The sequence below is a fragment of the Azotobacter armeniacus genome (genome assembly GCF_054779355.1).
In genome coordinates this window covers 1-24,534 of sequence record NZ_BAAGYK010000016.1, presented here as the reverse complement: position 1 = coordinate 24,534, position 24,534 = coordinate 1, and the positions used below count along the sequence as shown (strand labels likewise).

The following is a 24,534-nucleotide window of genomic DNA, read 5'->3' as shown; positions in this document are numbered from 1 at the left end:
TCGCCCTGCAGGAGCGCATCCCGCAGGAAACCGCCCCCACGGGGAGCCCCGCCCGAGTTGCTGGAGAAAGCCATGGCTAGCGTGATCATCGACGACACCACCCTGCGTGACGGCGAACAGAGTGCCGGGGTCGCCTTCAATGCCGACGAGAAGATCGCCATCGCGCGTGCTCTCGCCGAGCTGGGCGTGCCGGAGCTGGAGATCGGCATTCCCAGCATGGGCGAGGAAGAGCGTGAAGTGATGCGGGCCATTGCCGGCCTCGGTCTGCCGTCGCGCCTGCTGGCCTGGTGCCGGCTGTGCGACGTCGACCTCAAGGCGGCGCGCTCCACCGGGGTGACCATGGTCGATCTGTCGCTGCCGGTGTCCGACCTGATGCTGCGCCACAAGCTCAATCGTGATCGCGACTGGGCATTGAGCGAGGTGGCCCGGCTGGTCAGCGAGGCGCGCATGGCCGGGCTCGAGGTGTGCCTGGGCTGCGAGGACGCCTCGCGGGCGGATCAGGAATTCATCGTGCGGGTGGGGGCCATGGCGCAGGCCGCCGGTGCCCGCCGCCTGCGCTTCGCCGATACCGTCGGGGTGATGGAGCCGTTCGGCATGCTCGACCGCTTCCGCTTTCTCCGCCAGCGCCTGGACATAGAGCTGGAGGTGCACGCCCACGACGACTTCGGTCTGGCCACCGCCAACACCCTGGCGGCGGTGATGGGTGGTGCGACTCATATCAACACCACGGTCAACGGACTCGGCGAGCGTGCCGGCAACGCCGCGCTGGAAGAGTGCGTGCTGGCGCTCAAGAACCTCCACGGCATCGACACCGGCATCGACACCCGCGGCATCCCGGCCATCTCCGCGCTGGTCGAGCGGGCCTCGGGACGCCAGGTAGCCTGGCAGAAGAGTGTAGTCGGCGCCGGGGTGTTCACCCACGAGGCCGGTATCCACGTCGATGGGCTGCTCAAGCATCGGCGTAACTACGAAGGGTTGAATCCCGACGAGCTCGGCCGCAGCCACAGCCTGGTGCTGGGCAAGCACTCCGGGGCGCACATGGTGCGCAACAGCTATCGCGAGCTGGGCATCGAGCTGGCAGACTGGCAGAGCCAGGCACTGCTCGGCCGCATCCGTGCCTTCTCCACCCGTACCAAGCGCAGCCCGCAGGCTGCCGAGTTGCAGGACTTCTATCGCCAGCTGTGCGAGCAGGGTACTCCCGAACTGGCCGTAGGAGGAATGGCATGAGCTTGCTTTCGCAATGGCGTGAAGACATCCGCTGCGTATTCGAGCGCGACCCGGCGGCACGCACTACCTTCGAGGTGCTCACCACCTATCCGGGTGTGCACGCGATCATGATCTATCGTCTCGCCCATCGCCTGTGGCGGGCCGAATGGCGCTACCCGGCTCGGCTGCTGTCCTTCGTCGCCCGTCTGGTGAGCAATGTCGACATCCATCCCGGGGCCGTCATCGGGTCGCGTTTCTTCATCGACCATGGCGCCTGCGTGGTGATCGGCGAAACTGCCGAGATCGGTCAGGACGTAACCCTCTACCACGGCGTCACTCTGGGCGGCACCAGCTGGCGCAAGGGCAAGCGCCATCCCACCCTGAGCGACGGCGTGCTGGTCGGCGCCGGAGCGAAGATCCTCGGCCCGATCATCATCGGCGCCAACGCCCGGGTCGGTGCCAACTCGGTGGTGGTCCAGGACGTACCCGAGGGCTGCACCGTGGTCGGCATTCCCGGCAAGGTGGTCAAGCTGCGCGAAGCCGGCCAGCTCAACCCTTATGGCATCGATCTGGATCACCACCTGATTCCCGACCCGGTGGGCAAGGCCATCGCCTGTCTGCTGGAGCGCATCGATTCCCTGGAGAAGAAGGTCGAGACGGGCGGTCTGGTCGCGGTTGGTAGCCAGCAGCAGTTCTACCAGGGCTGCAACCCCGACAACAGCATCTGCGAGAGCGATTGCGCCGGCGGTGCCACCGCTCTGGCCCAGCCGGCCGGTCGCCGGCGTGCCGCGTCCACTCCGGTGGCCGAGTGATCGGCAGGACTACGGGGAACGATTGACTATGGACCTGCAGGACTTCAACAGCGACAGCCTGTATTACGACGAGCCGCTCGCTCCGGAGGTGGCTGCCCGTCTGGCCGCGGCCGCCGAGCAGTACAGCCAGGGCACCGCCGAGCAGCCACTGCTCGAGGCACAGGCGCTCGCGCCGGACGACCTGACAGTGCTGGTCGGCCTGTACCGCTTCTACTATTACCAGCATCGCTATCAGGATGCCCTGCAGATTGCCCGGCGGGCGCTGGATGTGGTCGGCCCCCGGCTGCTGCTGCCCGCGAACTGGAGCGAGATCGACGCCGGCCACCTCATCGTGGCGGCCGAGCGGGGCATCGCGCTCTTGCGTTTTTACCTGTTGGCGCTCAAGGGCGCCGGTTATCTGAGCCTGCGCTTGGGCCGGTTCGAGCAGGGCAAGGCCATGCTCACCAAGGTCGTCGAGCTGGACACGAACAACCGCCTGGGTGCCAGGTTGCTGTTGGACGTGCTGGCCGAGCACAGCGCTGAAATTCTGACTTTCCCCACTGCGGCCAACGCGGAGATACGACCATGACCGTGCAACCCTTTTCCCCGGATTCCGACCTGACCCTGGACGAGTCCATGGACGAACTGGTATCGGCCGAAGACTTCCTCGAGTTTTTCGGCGTGCCCTTCGATCAGCCGGTCGTGCACGTCAACCGGCTGCACATCATGCAGCGCTATCACGACTACCTGACCAAGGCCGGCGAGCTGGACGAGCACGACGATCAGGCCCGCTATGCGGTCTACCGCCAGCTGCTGGCGCGCGCCTACCTGGATTTCGTCGAGTCCGACGCCCTGACCGAGAAGGTGTTCAAGGTCTTCCGCATGCACGAGCCGCAGAAGACCTTCGTTTCCATCGACCAGCTGTTGAGCTGAGAACAGAGGGGGAAGCGTCATGCTGCCGCAGTTTGAATATGGTGATGAAGTACGCCTGATCCGCAACGTGCGTAACGACGGCACCTATCCGGGCATGGATACCGGCACTCTGCTCATGCGCCGGGGTGCGGTGGGCTGCGTGTACGACGTCGGCACCTACCTGCAGGACCAGCTGATCTATCGCGTGCATTTCCTCAACGAAGGACGCACTGTCGGTTGTCGCGAAGAGGAGCTGATCCTTGCCTCTGCACCCTGGATTCCCAATCTGTTCGAATTCCGTGACAACGTGATCGCCACCCGCAGTCTCGCTGTGCGGGGCGAGGTGCTAGTGAAGCGGGGCCAGCTCGGTAGCATCATGAAGGTGCTGCGCGATCAGCCCGAGGACGGCATCCAGTACCATGTACATTTCGGCGACGGGCTGGTGCTGCAGGTTCCCGAGCAGAGCCTGGTGATGGCCGAGGCAGAGGCGGCGCTGGAGGTGCTGGATGAGTTCTGAGCGTCTCGGCGACGGCGATAGCCGTTACTACCTGTTGAAAATTGCCCATGAGCAGTTCGGCTGCGCGCCCGGCGAGCTCAGCGAGGAGCAGCGCCAGCAGGCCGACCGCATCATTGGCCGGCAGCGTCATATCGAGGATGCCGTGCTGCGTAGCGCGGATGCGGCCGGCGTAGTGATTCCGGCCTCCCAGGTCGAAGAGGCCTGGACGCAGATCGCCAACCGCTACGAGACCGCCGAGACGCTGCAGCTGGCTCTCGACGACCAAGGGCTGGATGCCGTCGGCATGCGTGCCATGCTGGCCCGGGAGCTCAAGGTCCAGGCCGTCCTCGACTGCATCTGCGCCGGCCTGCCGGACATCAGCGATACCGACGTGAGCCTCTACTACTTCAACCACGTCGAGCAGTTCAAGGTTCCTGCCCGGCACAAGGCTCGGCATATCCTGGTCACTATCAACGAGGACTTCCCGGAAAACTCCCGCGAGGCCGCCCGGACACGCATCGAGGCCATCCTCAAGCGGCTGCGCGGCAAGCCGGACCGCTTCGCCGAACAGGCGATGAAGCATTCCGAATGCCCTACCGCGATGCAGGGTGGGCTGCTTGGCGAGGTGGTTCCAGGTACTCTCTATCCTGAACTGGACACCTGCCTGTTCCAGATGGCACAGGGGGAACTGAGTCCTGTGCTGGAGTCGCCGATCGGGTTCCACGTGCTGCTCTGCGAAAGCGTGAGCCCCGCCCGGCAGCTCACCCTCGAGGAAATCCTGCCGCGTCTGCGCGACAGGCTGCAGCTCCGGCAGCGCAAGGCGTATCAGCGCAAATGGCTGGAAAGCCTGCTCCAACAAAACGCTACTTTGGAGAACCTCGCCCATGGATAAAACGGACAAACCCTGCTGCTCGTTCTGCGGTGCGGAAAAGAGCCCGACCGTCCCCTTGATCGCCGGTAACGACGGACGGATCTGCGAGGCCTGCGTCAAGTTGGCCCATCAGGTGGTCAGCAGCTGGGGGCAGCGGCGCAAGAACCAGCAGCTAGCCCCGCAGCTGCGCCCCCCTGCGGAATACAAGAAGCACCTGGACGAGTCGGTGATCGGCCAGGAAGCGGCCAAGGAAACCCTGTCGGTCGCGGTCTACAACCATTACCTGCGGCTGCTCAACTGCGACCGCGAACCGGTCTGCCAGCTCGGCGAACAGGTCGAGCTGGAGAAGTCCAATATCCTCATGGCCGGTCCCTCGGGAACCGGCAAGACCCTGCTGGTGCGCACCCTGGCGCGAATCCTTGGGGTCCCCTTCGCCATGGCCGATGCCACCACCCTGACCCAGGCCGGCTATGTCGGCGATGATGTCGACAGCATCATCTCCCGTCTGCTCGATGCGGCCGGCGGTGATGTGCAACAGGCACAATGGGGTATCGTCTACATCGACGAGGTGGACAAGCTGGCCAAGCGCAGCGGTGGCGGCACGGCGGTGCGCGACATCTCCGGCGAGGGCGTGCAGCAGGCCCTGCTGAAGATGGTCGAAGGCACCGAGGTGCGCATCAGCAAGTCCGGACGGCGCAGCGAACACAACGAAGAGCAGGTGGTGGATACGCGTAATATCCTGTTCATTGCCGGCGGAGCTTTTCCCGGTCTGGAAGCGATGGTATCCGGTCGCATCCAGCCGAAGAACACCGGTATCGGTTTCCATGCCCAGCCGCGCCGGGAAGCTCCGTCGATCAACGAGCTGATGGCCTCGCTGCTGCCGGACGACCTGCATGAGTTCGGCCTGATTCCCGAGTTCATCGGTCGCTTCCCGATCATCACCTTCCTTCAGGAGCTCGACCACGCCACCCTGCTGCGCATTCTCACCGAACCGCGCAACGCACTGGTCAAGCAGTACAAGCAGCTGTTCGCCTATCAGGGCGTCGAGCTGTTGATCACCGATGCGGCCCTCAGCTACATCGCCGACCAGGCGTTGACCCGCAAGACCGGCGCCCGCGGTCTGCGCGCGGTACTGGAGGCGGCCCTGCAACAGACCATGTTCAACATGCCCTCGCAGTCGCTGCTGCGGGTCTGCACGCTGGACCTGGTCGAGCGTGAGGACGGCAGCAGTTCGCTGCAGGTCCTGACCCGGCTGGCCGACGACGGCAGCGAGCGGACTCAGGTCGTTCCGAACGTCGGGGTGGAGGAGAAATCCGTGCTGTCGGCCGATCTTTGATGTGTTGCAAAAACGACAAGGCCTGCCTGCCTGCCGCACCCTTAGTGTCGCATTTGCGACAGGTTTTTTTGCTTTTATAAAAAATTCTTGTAAATCAATAAGTTGGTAAATGTGGTCAGGGCTTGGGGGGTGGTCTGCTTCTTGCTGTCACTCACCGGCCAGCCAGGTGTGCAAGCCCGGAGACTGGCGCCCCGACCACGAATCTCATGCACGCAGCCAGAGGTTAAGTTATGGCCAAGATTGGACTCTTCTTCGGTAGCAACACCGGTAAAACCCGCAAGGTCGCCAAGTCGATCAAGAAGCGTTTCGACGACGAAACCATGGCGGATGCACTGAACGTCAACCGTGTTTCCGCGGAAGACTTTGCCCAGTACCAGTTTCTGATTCTGGGTAGCCCGACCCTCGGTGAAGGCGAGCTCCCCGGTCTGTCCTCCGACTGTGAGAACGAGAGCTGGGAAGAATTCCTGCCGAAGATCGAAGGCCTCGACTTCAGCGGCAAGACCGTGGCCCTCTTCGGTCTGGGCGACCAGGTCGGCTATCCCGAGAATTTCCTCGACGCCATGGGCGAGCTGAGCGAGTTCTTCGCATCGCGCGGCGCCAAGGTCGTGGGTGCCTGGCCGACCGACGGCTACGAGTTCGAGAGCTCCACCGCCGTGGTCGACGGCAAGTTCGTCGGCCTGGCGCTGGATCTGGACAACCAGAGTGGCAAGACCGACGAGCGTGTGGCTGCCTGGTTGGCGCTCATCGCTCCCGAGTTTGGGCTGTCCCTGTAAGAGTCGATCCGGTCATGCAGCCTCGCTGCATGACCGGATGCTCGGCGAATTGTTTTTCTTCCTTGTCGGCGCCGCTCGGCGCACGATGTCTTAGCGCAGGTCACCAGGCCACCCGCTGTCGAATGCTTGGATACCTCGCCTTGTAGCTCGGTTTTCCCGCCTCTTTTTCATCTGACGTCAGCGCTGCTCTGGGTATGAGACAGCCTGGAAGGGCATCGATCCTATCCGTCAAGCAGGTTGGCTGCCAGTCAGTCTATTCCCTCCATCAGGAGGGGGCGGGGTCTTGGGGTAGAAATGCGCCAAGTCTGCCCGGATGGGAGGACGGACAGACCTGACGACTTAAACGGTTATGGATACGAACTTAGCGATAATCGCCAGCATCGGCCAGAACGCTGGCTTCGCGATACACGTGGTTGCCGCGGGTGTCGACCTTTTCGTCGACAGTCAGTTCGTTGCCCGGGGCGCGTAGCGCCTTCTCCTCGCCATCGGCGGTCCGGACCCGGTAGACCCGCTCGCTGAGGCCGGCAGCGTCCTAGGCCACACCGCCGACCAGCATGCCGGTCGGGCCGCCCACCGATTTGCTGGAGGTCTGGTCCTTGGTTTCCTCAAGAACCTCGGCGGCATGCACGCTGCCGGAGGTCAGCAGGGTAAGGGTCAAAGCCAGGGTGCCGAGCTTTTTCATGGCGGTTCCTCCGAGAAAGGCTGCAGCAGTCTTTGATCTTTTGATATCCACGAAGCGTGCCATAGAATTAATCAATAAAAATCAATAACTTAAATTTTTCTGGGAGATTCTTGAGCGACAAAGTGTGGCGATACCGACAAAGCATTGTCTGATTTCGCACAAAAAACTGCACTTTCCTTGATCGGGATCAAGAAAAGCCGTGTGATTCTGTGCTTGAGGCTGGTTCTGGTGGTTGTTGAGTGAGGCTACGTCCCCTTGGGGGGAGTGCTGTTGGTGGTGCGGCATGGGCAGTCGGCTCGCCCATTGTGTTTTGAGGTTGTGCGGCTGGTTGGGCGTTGAATTCGAGCCAGGGTGCGGCAGGGTTTTCCAGGCGGGCCACATCAGTCGGCCATCTGTCGTGGCTGGTTGTCATCAAGAGGAGTGGAGGGCAATGCCGGCGCGCAGCTTGGCGTTCGGCTTCGGGCCTCTGCCTGTGTGTCTCCCTCGGGCCTGTGGAGGCGCCCGGAAGTGGCTGGCAGGGCCCTGCGTGACGGCGGCCGGTCGGGACAGAAGCCGACCGGGGTGTCTAGCGGATGATGCGGATGGTGTCGTTGGCATCGGCCAGGGTGGTGGTGTCGCGATACGCGCGGTTGCCGCTGGTCTCGACCTTTTCGCCGGCAGCCAATTCGTGGTCCGGAGAGCGCAGCACCTTCTCCTCGCCAGTGGCGGTACGAACCCGATAGGCCCGCTCGCTGAGGCCGGTGGCGTCCTGGGCCTCGCCGCCGAACAGCACGCCGATGCCGGCGCCGACCAGCATGCCGATAGGCCCGCCGATGGCACCGATCATCATGCCGCTCATGCCACCCACCGACTTGCCAGAGGTCTGGTCCTTGGTTTCCTCGATGACTTCAGCGGCATGCAGGCTACCGGCGGTCAGCAGGGTGAGAGTCAGGGTCAGGGTGGCAAATTTTTTCATGGTGGTTCCTCCGTGGAATGTCTTGAAGTCTCTGCTCATGAATATCCATGAAGTGTGCCAGGTCTTGTTGATTCTGAAAAATCAAGCACTTGGCGAATATGTCAGCCTGGATAGGCGACAAAATGTTGCAATGGCGCCCGGGCGTTTGTCGGGATTCCTCCAGAAGAGGGCGCTTTCCTTGATCCCGATTAGAAAATCCCACCGAATTCGTGCATCTGCAGCCTGCTCCCGTTCGGGTTCGGCGGCGGCCGGACAGGACTGATCGATCGCAGGGCCTGCTGCCGTGGCGAGGTGTATGGGGTTTGGGGGCTCGAGCGGGGGGCGGCAGTGGTCTTGCCGCGTCAGGCGGTACGGGGCGGAGCCGCTTGGCGCGGCGGGAGCGGCTGGGGGCGTTTGCCGAGGAGCTTGTGCTGCGGGCCCTCTGGCATCCGGGGCCGGCTGTGGCCGGCAGGATGTCGTGGAAACGGCCCGGTCGGAGGCCCGGGCCGGAGAAGCATTCGGCGCAGGGGGCGCCCGCCATCGTTGGCGTCGGCCAGGGCGGCGGACCTGTCGGTCGCCTTGGGATGCGGGCGGTTACCGCGGATTTCGACCTGTTCGCCGACGGCGAAGCGGCGGTTGAGGGAGCGCACGGTCTTCACTTCGCCGCTGTTGCTGCGCACCTGATAGGCGCGATCGCTGCTGCCGGAGGCTGACTAGGGGGCGACCCAGCGGCCCCCGCTGCGGCCTTCACAGAACGGTTTGAGATAGCGGGCATCGCTGCCGACGCCGTAGTAGTGGATGTCCTGACGATAAGGAGTGCCCTCAACCCGTGCCTCGCGGCAGATGCCGAAGTTGCCCTGCGGGCAGTGTTCGGCGAAGCTCACCTTGACCTTCTGGCCGGCCAGCTGCGGCTGGCAGAAGCCTTCACGGAACAGCTTGGCCGGAATGCTGCGGTTTTCCTGGCAGATCCGCACCTCGACCCGCTCGCCTCGACTGTGCACCGTGCAGGCATCGGCCAGGACCTGGCCGGACAGGGCGAGCGACAGGGGCAGCAGGAGCAGACGCATGAGGGGTTCCTCCGTGACGGGCGCGCGACTCTAGCACGCCGCGGCTGCCCGCCGCGCCAACGGGCGGCTCTGCCGCGACGGGCTTCCCGCTCTGTGCAAAAAGCCTCACCATGCCCGGATGCTGAAGAACATTCCCACCCACCTGATCGCCGGTCCTCTCGGCGCCGGCAAGACCAGCCTGATCCACCAGCTGCTGGCGCAGAGGCCGGCTGCCGAGCGCTGGGCGGTGCTGATCAATGAATTCGGCCAGATCGGCCTGGACGTCGCGCTGCTGGACACCAGCGCGGAGGGCATTGCCTTCGCCGAAGTCGCTGGCGGCTGCTTGTGTTGCGTCAGCGGCGCCCCCTTTCAGGTCGGCCTGGCGCGCCTGCTACGCAAGGCTCGGCCCGACCGCCTGCTGATCGAGCCCTCCGGACTCGGTCATCCGGCCGAGCTATGGCGCCAGCTAGGCGAGCCGCCCTGGACCGGGGTGCTGACGCTGCAGCCCGCTGTGCTGGTGCTGGATGCCGTTGCTCTGGCCGCCGGCGAGGCATTGCCGCCGAGCCAGGCGGAGGCGTTGGCGACGGCCGGGCTGCTGGTCCTGAACAAGGCGGAAGCGCTGGACGAGCCCGCCCGTGCGTGGCTGGCCGAGCGACTGCCGCCGCGTCCGCTCTACTGGACCTGCCAGGGTGCGCTGCCGCTGGCGCTGCTGCCAGGGCTGGCCGCCCGCGCCGAGCCGGGCGCCGAGCTGCCGGCCGGGTCACCGGCGCTGGAGACGGTCTGGCTCGACTGGAGGCGGCCGGTCTGCGCCACCCAGGATCGGGCCGAGGGCTGGAGCATCGGTTGGCGCTGGCATGCCAGCCAGCGTTTCGAGTTGCGGCGTGTCCAGCGCTGGCTGGCCGGACTGGCTTGGCGGCGTGCCAAGCTGGTCCTGCGCACCGAGGCCGGCTGGCTGTCCGGCAACGCGCTGAACGGTGAGCCGATCCGTTGGCAGCCCAGCGAGTGGCGCAGGGATTCGCGGCTGGAGCTGATTTTCGCCGCGGTGCGCGACGAGGCGGCGATCAAGGCTGGGATGGAGGCCTGTCGCCTGCCCGACTGAGACCCGCGGCCGCTTGCGCGTGAAAGTGCACCGTGACGGACGGCTACACTGACCGTCCTCCTCCACCCATGGAGGATGCGCATGATCCTGCATCCCAGGTCCCATGCACCTCGGCCGGCTTTACCCTGCGCGGCTGGCACAATGCGCCAAGCGGCAGGCCGCTACTGCACTCCCTGCACGGCAACGGTCTCTGCGGCAGGACCTGCGAGCCGCTGTTGCGCGTGCTGGTCGCGGCCTTCGACCTTTGGCTGTGCGATGTCCAGGGGCATGACGACAGCGACCACGGTGGCCGCGTCCAGGGCTGGAACCGTACCGCCGAGCTGGCGCTGGAGGCCTTCCAGGCCGGTCGTGGGCGTTTCGGCGAGGTGTCGCGCTACGCCTGCGGGCACTGCTTCGGCAGGGTGCTGAGCTGCCTGATTCTGGCCCGCGAGCCGCTGCTGTTCCGCCGCGCAGTGCTGCTCGACCCGGCGCTGTTCGGTCGGGCGATGATTGGCGCGCTGGGTTTTTCCGAGCTCTTCGGGCTGTAGCGTTTCAACACCCTGGCACTGGTCGGATCGCGGTCACGGCTTACGCTTGCCTGCATGGCCGCGGCGTCTTCAAGGGCTGGAGCGATGCGGCGCTGCGTGCCGGAGGCGGCGGGCGGCGGGGTCGAACTGAAATGCCGGCCGACTCGGGAAGTCGAGATCTTTAACTCCTTCCTCCGCCGCCTGTGCTTGGCGCTGGCCGGGGGGCACCGCCCCTGCTGCTTAACGGCCAGCGCAGCTTCCCCTTCATCGCTCGCTCGACAGCGCGCTGGTGCGCCATGAATCCTCACGTCACCGCCCTGCTTCATGCAGGCCTGGCCCGAGGAGAGCGCTGAGCGGGTGGCTGGCTTTCTTCTACGGCAGGAATGAGGGGGGAGGGCGGGGCGGGAGGCTTCGACTTGAGTGCCGGCGTTTTGCGGGGAGGGGGCTTCAGTGGTGGTGGTGGTGCTTGTGCAGCGGATGCTTGCGGCGCCATTGGTCGAGCTGGATCACCTCGGCGGATTGAGGGGGGGGCCGCAGTGGTGCGGGGAAGGGATGGGCACCCAGTTCGATGCGGGCGATGCGGCGACCGAACATGACGATGCTGCCATTGTAGCGCTGTTCGCCGGTGACGGTGAACTCGAAGTCGTAGATCCGTGCCATGCGCTGGCGGCCGCGGGCGTCGGGGTGCAGGCCGAAACTGCGCAGGGCGACGTTGTCGTCGAGCAGTTCGACGCCCGTCTTCGCGCAGTGCTGCCTGACTGCGGCCAAGGCCCGCTCACGCAGACCATGGGTATGCCACAGCCAGGCACCGATGCCTGCCAGCAGCAACAGAATGAACAGGTTGGCGAGAGTCAGCATGATTGTTGTTGTTTTACCTGTGACGTCGAGCCCAGCTTAGTCGATCCGCCGGTCGACGCCTGTGCATCCGTCGTCTGGATATTAAGAGGCCTTGTTCTTGATCTGCCGGTAGCGTGTTTCCAGCTCCTGACGCAGCTCGCGGCGGCGCTTGGCCTGTTCGTAGCGGCGCTTTTCCTGTTCCGTGGTGGGCTGCAGTGGCGGCACCTGGGTGGGCTTGCGGTTTTCGTCGAGGGCCACCATGGTGAAGAAGCAGCTGTTGGTGTGGCGTACGGTGCGCTCGCGGATGCTCTCGGTGACGACCCGGATGCCGATTTCCATCGATGAGCTGCCAGTATAGTTGACCGAGGCGAGGAAGGTTACCAACTCGCCGACGTGGACTGGCTGGCGGAAAGTCACCTGATCCACCGAGAGAGTCACCGCATAGCGGCCGGCGTAGCGGCTGGCACAGGCATAGGCGACTTCGTCGAGCAGCTTGAGCAGCGTGCCGCCGTGCACATTGCCGGAGAAGTTGGCCATGTCCGGTGTCATCAATACGGTCATCGTCAACTGCGCATTAGCATATTCCATAGGGATCTCCTAGTAGCCTAAGGGTGGGGTGGGACGGAATGCCGCAACGATAACCGAATTGAGCAGGATTTGCCTGCAGCTAATTGCCATGCTATTGACGAAAAAATCCGTCTGGCTGTCTGGGACGCCCGTTTCAGACCACCGTGGGGCTATTCGATGACCCGGAAGCGCAGCACGCCGATCAGTTGACCGCCCTCGGTCTGCACGCGGACTTCCCAGCGGCCGAGGGCGTTTTCGGGGAAGCGCTGCTTGCGACTCCAGGCGCGGTAGCCCTCCTGGCGGCCGCCGTGGATTTCCAGGGGGATGCGGTCCACTTCCCGGCCGGCGTGTCGCCAGACGTGGTAGATGCGCTCGTTCAACCCGCGTGGAGCATGAATCGCGGTATAGGCGTAGAGGCCTCGAGTCTGCAGCTGGGCCAGGCCGATGCGCTTGAGACTGGCACCCGGTTCGCGGTTGCGGCCATCCAGCTCCTGGGTCACCGCCTCTGCGTTCAGCCACAGGGTGGCTGGTGGTACCCAGGCGCGCGCCCACCAGCCGGTGCCGCCGAGGGTGGCGAGCAGGCCGAGCAGGGCCAGCCGGCGCCGCCAGTTCTGTCCGTGCAGCGCGCCGAGCAGGCTGGGGAAGGCCAGCAGTACGGCACTGGCCAGGGCCAGCCGGTAGCTTTGCGGTGTCGCCAGCTGGTAGATCAGCGGCAGGGTGGTGAGCAGCACGGCGAACAGGGTCAGGCAGTGGAAGGCCATGAATGCCCAGCGCCGTGGCGCCAGCCAGTGGTAGTACAGCGGGTCGACGATCGACACCAGCGCGGCCAGGCCGAGCAGGCTGGTGAAGGCCGCCTGGCCGCTGTTCCAGGTGGTGGTGGTGAAGAAGAACGGCAGGACGAAGAACAGGCTTTCCTGGTGGATCATCTGCGTCGCGTAGCGCAGTAGCGGCGGCGGCAGATCCAGCCCGAACCAGCGGCTGAGGCTGCGGGTCAGCAGGTTTTCCAGCAGCAGCCAGGCCCAGCCCATCAGCATCACCAGGGCGATGAGGCCGGCCAGGCTTTCCTTGCGCTCGACCAGGAGGAAACTGGCAAGGCCGGAGGCAAAACCGAACAGGGCGAGCAGGCGGGGATAGCGGCTGGCCAGGGCGATCACTTGCTGGAGGCGGGTTTTCCAGGACTGCATGAGCTGCATAACGACATCATCGGGGAGTGGAGGACGAATTCTAGTCGCACGATGTGTTCGGTGACCCCCGCCTCCCGGTCGCCTGCCTGTCGGCCAGCGAGCTTCGGCCTCAGCCCGCAGCCGGGCCTTCCGCTGCCCCTCTGGCCGGTCTGTTCGCCGTGTCGTCGAGCAGCAGGCGGCGCAGCTCGCCATCCAGCCGGTCGCGTTCGGGCTTCTCGTCCGGGCGGTCGGCGGCCTGGGCCTCGGCCTCCAGCACCACATAGGCGCTGCAACAGAACAGCGAGTTGAGGCGCTTCATGTCCTCCAGCAGCTCCAGGTGGGCCGAGCCGGTTTCGGGGCTGTGCAGCACCTGGCGGTGCAGGCGGTCGACATGGGCGTGCGCCAGGCGCCGCTCGAGGATGCGGAAGCGGCGCTTCTGGCGCAACAGCTGGCGTGCGCTGCGCGGATCACCGGAGAGAAACACGCTCAGCCCCAGACGCAGGTTGGTCAGCAGTTCGGCATGCAGTTCTGCCAGCTCCTCCAGATCGATGCGGGCAATGCTCCGCCGCTCGGCTCTGCGCTGCATCTTGCCGAGGATGTAGCCGGCCTGCCGCAGGTTGACCGTCAGCTCGATGATCTCCGCCCAGCGGCGATCTTCCGCCTCGTCCAGCGCCTCCCTCGGCAGCCTGGCCAGATAGAGCTTCACTGCTCCGTAGAGCGTGTCCAACTCCTCCTCGATACGGCGGATCTCGCGGCCCGCCTCGGCCTGGCGGGCCAGCAACACGCTCTGCAGATGGCCGAGCATCTGCTCGACCAGATCGCCGATGCGCAAGGTCTCGCGCACCGCATTGGCCAGCGCCAGGGTCGGTGTGGGCAGGGCGTCTGGGTCCAGGTAGCGGGGCTGGGCAATGCTGCTTTTTTCCGTCGCCCGCTCCGGCAGCAGCCGGGTGCACAGGTGCGCCATCGGGGTGACGCTGGGCAGCAGCAGCAGGCAGCGCAGGCTGTTGTAGGCCAGGTGGAAGCCGATCACCTGATCCTGCAGGCTGAGCGGCAGCTTCTGCATCCAGGCCACCAGCGGGTCGAGCAGCGGCAGCACCAGCAGCCCGAGCAGCTTGTAGAGCAGGTTGCCGAGGGCGACCCGCCGTCCGGCGGCGGCCAGCAGGCTGCTGTTGAGGTAGGCCAGCACGCCACTGCCGATGTTGGCGCCGATCACCAAGCCGATGGCCAGCGGCAGACCGATCAGCCCGGCACCGGCCAGGGTTGCGGTGAGCAGCACCGCGGCCAGGCTGGAATAGGTGAGTATGGCGAACAGGGCGCCGATCACTGCTGCCAGCAGGAGATCGCCGGTCAGCGAGGCGAACAGCAGTCCCAGTCCCTGGGCATGGGTGATGGGCTCGCTGGCCGCGACGATCAGCTCGAGGGCGAGCATGATCAGGCCGAGGCCGATCGCCACCCGGCCGAGTTGGCCGGCGGGAGTCTGCTTCTGCGAAAGGAACAGGCTCACGCCGCACAGCAGTAGCAGCGGCGACAGCCAGGATAGGTCGAGGGTCAGCACCCGCGCCATCACGGCCGTGCCAACATCCGCGCCCAGCATGGCCGCCAGCGCGGGGGCCAGAGCCATCAGCCCCTCGGCGACGAAGGCACTGGCGAGCAGGGCCGTGGCGTTGCTGCTTTGCACCAGCGCGGTAACGCCGATGCCGGCGAGGAAGGCCAGGGGCGTCCGGCGCATGCTGTGGCTGAGCAGCCAGCGCAGCTGTACGCCGTAGACGCGCAGGATGCCGGTACGGACGATATGTGTGCCCCACACGAGCAGGGCGATGGCAGACAGCAGGTGAAGCAGCGTTAGCATGCTGAGGTCCCTCTGGCAATAGGACAATGAGGGACGCCAACGTGTTCACCTATAGCGATGATTACACTTGGGGCGCCTTTTTTTGATTCATATCATATTTCTGTCATAAAAGTGCTCCGCTTCGCCGAAAGAGGAGGAGCTGCTGGGCGTGGGAGGAGACGGTGTGGCCTCTGTCTGGGTCAGGACAGCAGTGTCAGCACCAGTGGCAGGCTGGCCGCAGCCAGAAGTGTCTGCAGGGTGATGAGGCCGGCCATCAGGTGGCCGTCGCCACCCAGTTGGCGGGTCAGCACGTAGGCGGTAGGAGCGGTGGGCAGGGCGAAGAACAGAAGCAGCACGGTGCTTTCCAGGGGCGGCAGGGCGAGCAGGCGGGCCACGGCCCAGGCCTGCAGCGGCATGGCGAGCAGGCGTAGAGCGCAGTTCCAGGCCAGTGTCGGTAGCTCTCCGGCGAGTTCCCGCGGCTGCAGGGCGGCACCAACACAGAGCAGGCCGAGCGGCAGGCTGGCCGTGGCGAGCAGGGACAGCAATCGGTCGCTGCCGGCGGGCAGCGCCAATCCTGTCAGGTTGACCAGCGCTCCGGCCAGGCAGGCGAGGATCAGCGGGTTTTTCAGAATCGGCAGCAGCATGCGGGCATTGACCCCGCGCTCGGCGATCAACGCCCAGACTGACAGCAGGTTCACCGTCGGCACCAGCAGCGCCAGCATCAGCGCGGCCAGGGCCAGGCCCGGCGGGCCGAACAGGCTGCCGATCGCAGCCAGGCCAAGATAGGTATTGAAGCGCAGCAGGCCCTGGGCGAGGGCGCCGAAGCGCGCGGCGGGCCAGCCGCGCAGCCTCCGTCCCAGCAGCAGGGCGGCCCAGGCCAGCGCGAGACCGAGCAGCACGGCCGCCGCCAGGCGCGGCAGGGCCGGGTTGTCCAGCGGCGCGCCGGCCAGGCTGTGGAACAGCAGGGCAGGGAACAGGATGAAATAGTTCAGCCGCTCGGCACCGGGCCAGAAGCCTTCGCCGAGGAGGTCCTGGCGACGCAGCAGATAGCCGCCAACGATCAGGGCGAACAGCGGCCAGAGGGCCAGCAGCAGGGCGGGCATGGAAATCCCCAGACGTTCCGAGACCGGCCATCTTGGACAGGGGGAGGGACGTGAGGCAAGCGCTCGATGTGCACAAGCACGGCCTTGCCTGGAGTGCCGGGGCAGGCTACAGGCCCGTGTGGGAGCGGGCTTGCCCGCGAAGTCCCCGGGGTAGGGGTTTCGCAGCCAAGGCCGCCCCGGTTTCAGCCTTCCAGGGAGGCCTTCAGGTTGATTCGGGCATTCAGCAGCTTGGATACCGGGCAGCCTTCCTTCGCCTTGTTGGCAATTTCATCGAATTGCTCGGGCGTGGCGCCCGGCACCCGGGCCTTGAGAGTCAAGTCGACGGCGGTGATGGCGAAGCCATCGCCCTGTTTCTCCAGGCTGACCTCGGCCTGGGTCTCCAGTCGCTCGGGGGTCAGGCCTGCATCGCCCAGCATCTTGGCCAGCGCCATGGAAAAGCAGCCGGCATGAGCCGCGCCGATCAGCTCCTCGGGGTTGGTGCCGGGCTGGTCTTCGAAGCGGGTGCTGAAGCCGTAGGGTTGCTCCTTGAGCACGCCGCTCTGGGTGCTGACGCTGCCCTTGCCTTCCTTCAGGTTGCCCTGCCAGACGGCCGATCCAGTCCTTTTCATGGTGTGTCCTCCGTTGAGTGAGTGTTTTCATCAGAGGGGTGCAGGACGGACAAGTTCGGCGCCGGGCAGTTGCAGGCCATCGGCAGCCCTGTGCAGGGCGCGCAGGTGCTCGCCGAGCTGGCGGAGGTTGGCTTCGACGGCCTGCAGTTCGGCCAGACGCCCGGGCAGCAGCAGGGTGCGCAACTCCCGGTCAAGGTCGTCATTGAGCTGGCGCAGTCCCTGGTGGCGGGCGGTGCTCTGCTCTTCAAGGCGCGCCCATTCACCGGCCTGCGGCAGGCCGTAGCTGCCGTCGAGTAGCTCCGCCGGGCGGCTCAGGAAGCCGCTGTTGGCGAGGATCTTGTCCAGGGTGGCGCCGGCCCGGGCCAGGCTGGGATTGCGGCTATCCTCCCCGCGGCCGCTGAGGTAGCGCTGCTTGAGCTCCTCTTGGGCGAGCAGCAGTTGGCGACGCATGGCCGCCTGCTCGAGCAGCAACAGGGCGGCACTGGCACGCAGATCTGCGCGGATGAGCCAAGGCTGACGCTCGCTGGCAGGCAGCGTGAGCCAGTCCTCGACGCTTTCCTGGGGCACTGTCAGACGCTGGCGCAGAATCGCGAACATCGCCTGGTAGCGCTCGCGGAAGGAATCGAAGCGGTAGCCCAGGCGCAGCGCCTCCTGCGGATCGTCCAGCCGGCTGCGGTCGGCCAGGCCGCGGCCGACCAGCAGGTCGAGCAGCCCATTGGGCATGATGCTATCGAGGCTTTCCAGCTCGGCGCGGGCGGTGCCGGCGCGCAACAGCTTGAGGGTTTCCACCGCGCAGTTGTTGGACAGGAACCAGTAGTCCCCGTCGTAGCTCCAGTGCTGTTCGGCGGCGCGCTCGACCAGTGTGCGGCGTTCATCGTCGGTGAGTTTTAGCGGTACCGAGGCCAGGCTGCGCAGCTCGACCTTGCTATATTCGTCGATCACTTGATTGAGTGGCAGGACGAACAGGCGTGAAGGGTAGCTGCCGGTCAGGCCGTCCCAACTGGAGAGCTGCACGTCGCCGACGAAGGCGCGGTAGGAGAGCACCAGATGTTGGTCCAGATCCAGCCGGCAGGCCGGTCCGCGCGGCCGGCCGGGAGCGCAGATCACCAGGCGCAGCATGCTGTGGCCCCAGCGGCTGACCCAGTTGTCGTTGGCCTCGGCGAACAGGTAGTCGACCTCATAGACCCGTTCGGGGTCGAGCTGGCCGAGGGGCCGGCGGGCGAAGTCGCGGCCGGCGTTGAGGTAGGGATAGGTCGGCGGGCACTCTGCGCGTGCCGCTGGCGCCCAGCCGAAGTGATCCCTGAAGTAGCGGTACAGCGAGGGGCGCCGGCAGGCATAGGCGGGGTCGAGCAGGAAGTACTCGAGGTTCACCGCGACGAATTCGCGGGGGTTACTCAGTTCGTAGAGGTCCGGGCTGCGCGCTACCTGGCCGTTTTCCCGCTCGCGCTCGCCACGGCGGCCAACGGCCTGCTGCCAGCCGGCCAGATCCAGCAGGCGCGGGTCGTCTGAGAGGGTGAAGCGGCGCGCGGTCTGGCCGCGGCAGCGCTTTGCCAGACCGACCGGGCCGAGGCTGCCGGCCTGCTGGTGACAGCGCTGCAGCAGCAACCGGTGCTCCGCCGTCCAGGCGCGGCTGCGGTCGTAGAGATGGGCCAGTTCGTGCAGTACCGTGGCCAACAGTTCGCGGCGTACCGTGCCGTGGGGGCGGCCGGTCCGGGCGCTGGCCGCCGAGCCGTCGGCCAGTCCCGGCAGGAGGCGGGCGTTAAGTTCGAGGCGGTCGGGGCGGCTGGCGCGGCCGTAGCCGTTTTCCGACAGGTGCTCGCTCCAGCGCACCGCCACGGTGCGGTCCAGTCGTTCGCGCAGAGGCGGTGGCAGGGCGGCTTGGGCTTCGTCGAGCAGCGTCTGGCTGGCCTGGCGCTGAGCCTCGCTCAGGTCCTCGGCGTGCAGGGTGAGGCGCAGTTCGGCATACAGGCCGGTGCTGGTCAACAGCAGGGCTGCATTGAATAGCCCAGCGCCGAATCTGGTCACCGGGCGAGGATGGCTTCTGCCAAGGCCTGGTCGCTGACCTCGCGGGTTTCCGGCAGGAGTTCGCGGATCGCGCCAAGGGCAGCTTCCAATTGCGCACCATGGATTGCGCCAGCGCTGGCGACGAAGCTGGCGGCGTCGTCGCGGGCATCGATCACCACCTTCATGTCGCGAATCGAGGTGGTGGTGTCGGAGGTGAAGTCGATGGAGCGGTCGAGGGCGCGCACCACGATGTTGCTGGTGGCCTTCAGGGTCTGGGCCTGAGCGGCGGCGCTGAGCAGCAGCAGGGTGATGGCGAGCAGGGAATGACGCATGGTGAATATCTCGGTTACGGCAGGAAGCGTTCGATAGGCTGGGCGTTCGGGGCAATGCCTGTGGAGCGACGGCGGGCGCGCCTGAGCGACAGCCGGTAGTCGCGGGGCGGAAAAATAACGGAATCCACCCGGCCGGGCCAGTCTCCCGGGATAGGCGGGTAATGCGAATGTCATTCCCATGTGGAGATGGATTCGCCGGGCTGGCTTAGCTGCCGCCGCTGTGCTCTCCCGGCGAGGGGCTGCGGCTGGACGCTCAGAGGGCGAGGATAGCCTGGGCCAATTGCATGTCGCTGGCGGCCAGCTGTGGCAGCTTGCTACGGATATGCACGAGCGCAGCCTCCAGACGTGCGCCGCGGATGGCGCCGTCGCTGGCGACAAATCTGGCGGCATCGGGGTGGGCGGCACGGACGATTTTGTCGTCCTTGAACGGCGAGGATGTGATATCCGTGGTGGCGTCCAGGGCATCGACGGTGGTGTCGGTGGTGACCATGAAGCTAGTGGCAGAGGCGCTGGTGACCGCAAGCAGCAGTGCAGCTGCGCCGAACAGATGCAGACGGGACATGGGGAAACTCCTTCCGGCTTGGCAAGTGGAGGGGCGCATTGCAGAGCACGGCCTGTGAAAGCTCCATCGCTGGTCGGCGCAGTTTAGTTCAAGCCCTCCGGGGCCGGTCAGTCCGACATCGACGCTCGCCCGGGGCCGATTGATGTTATGCATCGCTACAAGACAAACGCCCCGAACAAGTCGGGGCGTTTGCCGGCCCGCTATCGCGGACCGGTTCGGAGGGTAGGCGCAAAGGCTTCAGGCAACGGCCTTGACCATATCCTCGAGCACCTTCTTGGCGTCGCCGAACACCATCATGGTCTTGTCCAGATAGAACAGTTCGTTGTCGAGGCCCGCATAACCGCTGGCCATGGAGCGCTTGTTGACGATGATGGTCTTGGCCTTGAAGGCTTCCAGGATCGGCATGCCTGCGATCGGCGATTTGGGGTCGTTCTTTGCCGCCGGATTGACCACATCGTTGGCGCCGAGCACCAGCACCACGTCGGTCTGGCCGAATTCGGAGTTGATGTCCTCCATTTCATAGACCTGCTCGTAGGGTAGCTCGGCTTCGGCCAGCAGCACGTTCATGTGCCCTGGCATGCGGCCAGCGACCGGGTGGATGGCGAACTTTACGTCGACTCCGTGCTCGGTGAGCTTCTCCGCCAGCTCCTTCAGTGCATGCTGGGCGCGGGCCACCGCCAGGCCATAGCCGGGAACGATGATCACGCTGTCGGCATTGGACAGCAGGAAGGTAGCATCGTCCGCCGAGCCGGACTTGACGCTGCGCTGTTCCTGAGAGGCCTCGGTGCTGGCGGTGGCGTCGGCGCCGAAGCCGCCGAGCAGCACGTTGACGAACGAGCGGTTCATCGCCTTGCACATGATGTAGGAGAGGATCGCGCCGCTCGAGCCGACCAGCGAACCGGCGACGATCAGCATCGAGTTGTTCAGCGAGAAGCCAATACCGGCCGCGGCCCAGCCCGAGTAGCTGTTGAGCATCGACACCACCACCGGCATGTCGGCGCCGCCGATGGGGATGATCAGCAGCACACCGATGGCGAAGGCCAGCAGCAGCAGCAGGGCGAAGGCGCCGGCGTTGCCGTTGAAGGTGAAGATCAGGCCAAGGCCGAGGATGGCCAGGCCGACCAGCAGATTGATCAGGTGCTGACCCTGGAAGCGCACCGGCGTGCCTTGGAACAGGCGGAATTTGTACTTGCCGGAGAGTTTGCCGAAGGCGATCACCGAACCGGAGAAGGTGATGGCGCCAATCGCCGCGCCAAGGAACAGTTCCAGGCGGTTGCCGGCCGGAATCGGCGCGTCCATGGCCTGCACGATGCCCAGCGACTGGGGCTCCAGCACGGCGGCAATGGCGATGAACACCGCAGCCAGACCGATCATGCTGTGCATGAAAGCGACCAGTTCGGGCATTTTGGTCATTTCGACGCGCCTGGCCATCAGGGTGCCGACGCCACCGCCGAGCAGCAGGCCGAGGATGACGAAGGCGATGCCGCTGCCGGCGATTTCGGCGTTCAGCTTGAACACCAGGGCCAGGGTGGTGAGGACGGCGATGGCCATGCCAACCATACCGAACAGGTTGCCGCGCTGCGAGCTGGTCGGGTGCGATAGGCCCTTCAGCGCCTGAATGAAACACACCGAGGCGATCAGGTAGAGAAGGGTAATCTGGTTCATGCTCATTTATTTAATCTCCGCCTTCGCCGCTTTTTTCTTGAACATTTCCAGCATGCGCCGGGTGACCAGGAAGCCGCCGAACACGTTGACCGCGGCCAGGGCCACGGCGAGGGTGCCCATCAGTTTGCCCAGGCCTGTCTCGGTGAGTGCTGCGGCGAGCATGGCGCCGACGATGACGATCGCGGAAATTGCGTTGGTCACTGCCATTAGCGGGGTATGCAGGGCGGGTGTGACGTTCCACACCACGTGGTAGCCGACATAGATTGCCAGCACAAAGATGATCAGGTTGTAGAGCCCGTCGGAAATCAGATCCATGTTCTTGTCCTTATGCGTTTTCTTTCGTTGCCTGCGGTACGGCGGCTGAGGGACTGGGCGCGCCGCCGTTGGTCCGCACGACCCGGCCGCCTTCGCACATCAGGCAGGCCTTGACGATGTCGTCTTCCAGGTCGAGGTGAAAGTGGCCGTCCTTGTCGACCACCAGCTTGAGGAAGTCCAGCAGGTTGCGCGCGTAGAGTGCGGAGGCGTCGGCCGGCACCAGGGCCGGCAGGTTGCTGTGGCCGACGATGGTTACGCCATGGCGGACCACCACCTCGTCAGGAACCGTCAGCGGGCAGTTGCCGCCCTGTGCGGCGGCAAGATCGACGACCACCGAGCCCGGCTTCATTTCTTGCACCGTGGCCTCGTGCAGCAGGGTCGGCGCCTTGCGGCCGGGAATCAGCGCGGTGGTGATGACGATGTCGGCCTGCCGGGCGCGCTCGTGCACCGCCTTGGCCTGACGCTCCATCCACGATGGCGGCATCGGCCGGGCATAGCCGCCGACACCCTCAGCGCACTGGCGCTCTTCGTCGGTCACGAAGGGGACGTCGACGAACTTGGCGCCGAGGGATTCGATCTGCTCTTTTACCGCCGGGCGCACATCCGAGGCTTCAATCACTGCGCCCAGACGCTTGGCCGTGGCGATCGCCTGCAGACCGGCGACGCCGGCACCGAGGATCAGCACGCGGGCGGCTTTCACCGTGCCAGCGGCGGTCATCAGCATCGGCATGAAGCGCGGGTAGTGGTTGGCGGCGAGGATCACCGCCTTGTAGCCGGCGATGTTGGCCTGCGAGGACAGCACGTCGAGGCTCTGCGCCCGCGAGGTACGCGGTGCCGCCTCCAGGGCGAAGGCGGTAATGCCGCATTCGGCCATGCCCGCGATATTATCGTCATCAAAAGGGTTGAGCATGCCGATCAGTACTGTGCCGGTCTTCATCTGCGCCAGTTCGGCCGGACTAGGGGTGACGACCTTGAGCACGATGTCGGCCCCGAGGGCAGCCCCTGCATCGCCAATCTTCGCACCGACCGCTTCGAAGGCGCTGTCCGGAAGGCTGGCCTTGACACCGGCACCGCTCTGCACGGTTATCGTATGGCCTTGACTGACCAGCTTCTTCACCGTTTCTGGAGTGGCGGCAACCCGTGTTTCCCCGGTGTGGGTTTCTAGTGGAACGCCAATATGCACGTTTGTTCTCCTTGTTTAATTTCGTGACTTTCTTCCCTGGGCCAAGGCTCGACGGAGCCTCGGCCGGGCACAGAAAAACGCCGGTCGGCCCCAGTCCGAAGGCGGGCGACAATGTCGGTGCCATCCGGTTCCGGCAGTACCGCGTGTCGCTGTCGCTTTGGCTGGCAGATGAGCTTGGAGAGGACTGCCTCTTTCCGTGTATTAAAAACTAAATTTTTTTATTTTAATCTAAAATTTCTGGGCTGTTGGATTGGGAAAAAGTGCAAAGGTTGCATGCGTGCATCGTGACGCCCTAGGATGGGCGATCCGTTGCGCTAGGCTTTGGAGTATTCGCGCTATTTGAATGAATGGACTTTACCATGCTCGGCGCGCGCTCTCCGATCCGCGTGCTTGACCTTTCCCGAGTGCTCGCGGGGCCTTGGGCCGGGCATATTGTGGCCGACCTTGGCACCGAGCTGATCAAGATCGAACGCCCTGGTGTAGGTGACGCACACGCCGCTGGGGGCCGCCCTTTCTCAGGGATGCCCAGGGTAATGACACATCCGAGACCGTCTACTTCCTCGCGGCCAACCGCAACAAGCACTCTATTACCCTTGACCTTACCCGGCCCGAAGGCCAGCAGCTGATTCGCGATTTGGCCACTCGTTCCGATGTGTTGCTGGAGAATTTCAAGGTTGGCGGACTGGCTGCCTATGGTCTCGACTATGCGTCGCTCAAGGTTGGCATGGCCCTGACCGACATCCTGGACTCTATGCCACCGTCGCCGAGCTGGCGGCGCTGTGTCACCGCGAGCGGAGCGGCATTGGCCAGTTTCGATCTGGCCCTGCTCGACGTGCAGGTGGCCTGTCTGGCCAACCAGGCGCTGAACTATCTGACGACGGGCCGGCCGCCGCGCCAATTTGGCAATGCCCATCCGAGCATAGTGCCGTACCGGGATTTTCCAACGGCGGATGGGGGCTTCATCCTCGCCGTGGGTAACGATGAGCAGTTCTGCAGCTTCTGCGAGGTGGCTGAGCATCCCGAGTGGTCCCTTGATGTGCGCTTTGCGACCAACCAGGCCCGCGTTGTCCATCGTGGCGAGTTGATCCCGTTGATTCGTCAGGTCACGGTGTTCCGCAGCACCGCCGATTGGGTGGCTGCGTTGAGGGTGGTTGGCGTTCCATGTGGACCAGATCAACGATCTGGGTCAGGTATTCGCCGATCCGCAAATCGTCGCCCGCGGGCTCCAAATATAACTGCTGCACCCGTTGGCCGGCAGGGTGCCGCAGGTGGCCAGTCCGATCCGACTATCCGCCACGCCGGTTTCGTATCGACAGGCGCCTCCGCTGCTTGGAGAGCACACTGGATGGGTACTTGCCGAAGTGCTAGGGCTTGATGGCGGGCGGATCGCCGATTTGCGGCAGAGTGAGGGTGAATTGATAGTTGTGATTGAGCGCATGTTGCCTCAGCTTAGCTAGTGCCTTTCTCAAGTGCCGTGTTGGTCTGTTATATCGAATCCTGGGCACTATATTGAAATGATGGACCGCCAATCTATTACCCATACGAGGGGGTGGATAATTCTCGGCTGAATTGCTTCATTCGTTATGGAAAATTTAATTAAAAGGAATATTCCAATTTTATGTTGACGCCGAAAACTGACGCCCTATAATGCGCCCACTTCCCGAGCAGGGGTCTGCAGAAGTCCTTGAAAATCAAGGGTTTGCCTGCTGGCGCTG

The 24,534-nt window shown here is 64.9% G+C and carries 24 protein-coding genes and 2 pseudogenes; 11 read left to right on the top strand and 15 right to left on the bottom strand.

Annotated features, from left to right (window positions below; genetic code table 11):
- Positions 1-72 precede the first annotated feature (72 nt).
- The 8 genes from nifV to ACYVD0_RS03870 all read left to right on the top strand — a co-directional run bounded on the left by nifV (position 73) and on the right by ACYVD0_RS03870 (position 6,385).
- Positions 73-1,227, top strand: coding sequence for a homocitrate synthase (gene nifV, locus ACYVD0_RS03905; RefSeq protein ID WP_460425584.1), 1,155 nt, complete (start codon positions 73-75; stop codon positions 1,225-1,227).
- A complete protein-coding gene (gene cysE / locus ACYVD0_RS03900) occupies positions 1,224-2,018 on the top strand; it encodes a serine O-acetyltransferase (protein WP_460425583.1) in 795 nt (264 codons plus the stop codon). The genes nifV and cysE overlap by 4 nt, the downstream gene beginning before the upstream one ends.
- A gap of 28 nt (positions 2,019-2,046) precedes the next feature.
- Positions 2,047-2,586 carry a hypothetical protein gene (locus tag ACYVD0_RS03895; RefSeq protein WP_460425582.1) on the top strand — a complete coding sequence of 180 codons (540 nt, stop codon included), beginning with the start codon at positions 2,047-2,049 and terminating at the stop codon, positions 2,584-2,586.
- Positions 2,583-2,930: a nitrogenase-stabilizing/protective protein NifW gene (gene nifW / locus ACYVD0_RS03890; protein ID WP_460425581.1), complete on the top strand. Its 348-nt coding sequence runs from the start codon at positions 2,583-2,585 to the stop codon at positions 2,928-2,930. Before ACYVD0_RS03895 ends, nifW begins: the two co-directional genes overlap by 4 nt.
- A 19-nt stretch (positions 2,931-2,949) precedes the next feature.
- Positions 2,950-3,426, top strand: coding sequence for a nitrogen fixation protein NifZ (locus ACYVD0_RS03885; protein ID WP_460425580.1), 477 nt, complete (start codon positions 2,950-2,952; stop codon positions 3,424-3,426).
- Positions 3,416-4,297 carry a nitrogen fixation protein NifM gene (gene nifM / locus ACYVD0_RS03880; protein WP_460425579.1) on the top strand — a complete coding sequence of 294 codons (882 nt, stop codon included), beginning with the start codon at positions 3,416-3,418 and terminating at the stop codon, positions 4,295-4,297. Before ACYVD0_RS03885 ends, nifM begins: the two co-directional genes overlap by 11 nt.
- Positions 4,290-5,612 carry an ATP-dependent Clp protease ATP-binding subunit ClpX gene (gene clpX / locus ACYVD0_RS03875; protein WP_460425578.1) on the top strand — a complete coding sequence of 441 codons (1,323 nt, stop codon included), beginning with the start codon at positions 4,290-4,292 and terminating at the stop codon, positions 5,610-5,612. The genes nifM and clpX overlap by 8 nt, the downstream gene beginning before the upstream one ends.
- Before the next feature lie 230 nt (positions 5,613-5,842).
- Positions 5,843-6,385 (top strand): flavodoxin, encoded by a 543-nt coding sequence (locus ACYVD0_RS03870; RefSeq protein ID WP_460425577.1) that lies wholly within the window; start codon positions 5,843-5,845, stop codon positions 6,383-6,385.
- 532 nt (positions 6,386-6,917) lie between these two features.
- Here ACYVD0_RS03870 and ACYVD0_RS03865 read toward each other — a convergent pair.
- The 3 genes from ACYVD0_RS03865 to ACYVD0_RS03855 form a co-directional block, all read right to left on the bottom strand.
- A complete protein-coding gene (locus tag ACYVD0_RS03865) occupies positions 6,918-7,067 on the bottom strand; it encodes a hypothetical protein (protein WP_460425576.1) in 150 nt (49 codons plus the stop codon).
- A 565-nt stretch (positions 7,068-7,632) separates the two neighbouring features.
- On the bottom strand, positions 7,633-8,022 hold the full coding sequence (locus tag ACYVD0_RS03860) for a hypothetical protein (RefSeq protein ID WP_460425575.1): 390 nt from the start codon (positions 8,020-8,022) through the stop codon (positions 7,633-7,635).
- A 692-nt stretch (positions 8,023-8,714) separates the two neighbouring features.
- Positions 8,715-9,068 (bottom strand): NADH:ubiquinone oxidoreductase, encoded by a 354-nt coding sequence (locus tag ACYVD0_RS03855; RefSeq protein ID WP_460425574.1) that lies wholly within the window; start codon positions 9,066-9,068, stop codon positions 8,715-8,717.
- 118 nt (positions 9,069-9,186) lie between these two features.
- Here ACYVD0_RS03855 and ACYVD0_RS03850 point away from each other — a divergent pair, with 118 nt between their 5' ends.
- Positions 9,187-10,146, top strand: coding sequence for a CobW family GTP-binding protein (locus tag ACYVD0_RS03850; RefSeq protein ID WP_460425573.1), 960 nt, complete (start codon positions 9,187-9,189; stop codon positions 10,144-10,146).
- 81 nt (positions 10,147-10,227) lie between these two features.
- Positions 10,228-11,039, top strand: a pseudogene (locus ACYVD0_RS03845) (alpha/beta hydrolase).
- A gap of 60 nt (positions 11,040-11,099) precedes the next feature.
- Here the strand turns inward: ACYVD0_RS03845 and ACYVD0_RS03840 are convergent.
- The 12 genes from ACYVD0_RS03840 to ACYVD0_RS03785 form a co-directional block, all read right to left on the bottom strand.
- A complete protein-coding gene (locus ACYVD0_RS03840; RefSeq protein WP_460425572.1) occupies positions 11,100-11,510 on the bottom strand; it encodes a DUF3301 domain-containing protein in 411 nt (136 codons plus the stop codon).
- Positions 11,511-11,591: 81 nt separating this feature from the next.
- Entirely contained in the window at positions 11,592-12,077 is a 486-nt protein-coding gene (locus ACYVD0_RS03835; RefSeq protein ID WP_460425571.1) for an acyl-CoA thioesterase, read from the bottom strand.
- A gap of 149 nt (positions 12,078-12,226) precedes the next feature.
- Positions 12,227-13,240, bottom strand: a complete 1,014-nt coding sequence (locus ACYVD0_RS03830; RefSeq protein WP_460425618.1) for a DUF5924 family protein — start codon at positions 13,238-13,240, stop codon at positions 12,227-12,229.
- Positions 13,241-13,349: 109 nt separating this feature from the next.
- Positions 13,350-15,068, bottom strand: coding sequence for a Na/Pi cotransporter family protein (locus tag ACYVD0_RS03825; protein WP_460425570.1), 1,719 nt, complete (start codon positions 15,066-15,068; stop codon positions 13,350-13,352).
- A gap of 179 nt (positions 15,069-15,247) precedes the next feature.
- Positions 15,248-16,150 carry an AEC family transporter gene (locus tag ACYVD0_RS03820; protein WP_460425569.1) on the bottom strand — a complete coding sequence of 301 codons (903 nt, stop codon included), beginning with the start codon at positions 16,148-16,150 and terminating at the stop codon, positions 15,248-15,250.
- A gap of 182 nt (positions 16,151-16,332) precedes the next feature.
- Entirely contained in the window at positions 16,333-16,758 is a 426-nt protein-coding gene (locus ACYVD0_RS03815; protein WP_460425568.1) for an OsmC family protein, read from the bottom strand.
- A gap of 30 nt (positions 16,759-16,788) precedes the next feature.
- Complete coding sequence (locus ACYVD0_RS03810) at positions 16,789-18,783, bottom strand: DUF7844 domain-containing protein (protein ID WP_460425567.1); 1,995 nt, start codon at positions 18,781-18,783, stop codon at positions 16,789-16,791.
- Positions 18,780-19,094 carry a DUF2388 domain-containing protein gene (locus tag ACYVD0_RS03805; protein ID WP_460425566.1) on the bottom strand — a complete coding sequence of 105 codons (315 nt, stop codon included), beginning with the start codon at positions 19,092-19,094 and terminating at the stop codon, positions 18,780-18,782. The genes ACYVD0_RS03810 and ACYVD0_RS03805 overlap by 4 nt, the downstream gene beginning before the upstream one ends.
- A gap of 253 nt (positions 19,095-19,347) precedes the next feature.
- Positions 19,348-19,656, bottom strand: coding sequence for a DUF2388 domain-containing protein (locus tag ACYVD0_RS03800; RefSeq protein ID WP_460425565.1), 309 nt, complete (start codon positions 19,654-19,656; stop codon positions 19,348-19,350).
- A 237-nt stretch (positions 19,657-19,893) separates the two neighbouring features.
- Entirely contained in the window at positions 19,894-21,327 is a 1,434-nt protein-coding gene (locus ACYVD0_RS03795; protein ID WP_460425564.1) for an NAD(P)(+) transhydrogenase (Re/Si-specific) subunit beta, read from the bottom strand.
- Positions 21,328-21,636 (bottom strand): NAD(P) transhydrogenase subunit alpha part 2, encoded by a 309-nt coding sequence (locus ACYVD0_RS03790; protein WP_460425563.1) that lies wholly within the window; start codon positions 21,634-21,636, stop codon positions 21,328-21,330.
- Positions 21,637-21,646: 10 nt separating this feature from the next.
- Positions 21,647-22,819 carry an NAD(P) transhydrogenase subunit alpha gene (locus ACYVD0_RS03785; RefSeq protein WP_460425562.1) on the bottom strand — a complete coding sequence of 391 codons (1,173 nt, stop codon included), beginning with the start codon at positions 22,817-22,819 and terminating at the stop codon, positions 21,647-21,649.
- Between the two features lie 359 nt (positions 22,820-23,178).
- Between ACYVD0_RS03785 and ACYVD0_RS03780 the strand changes: the two are divergent.
- Positions 23,179-24,276, top strand: a pseudogene (locus tag ACYVD0_RS03780) (CaiB/BaiF CoA transferase family protein).
- Positions 24,277-24,534 lie beyond the last annotated feature (258 nt).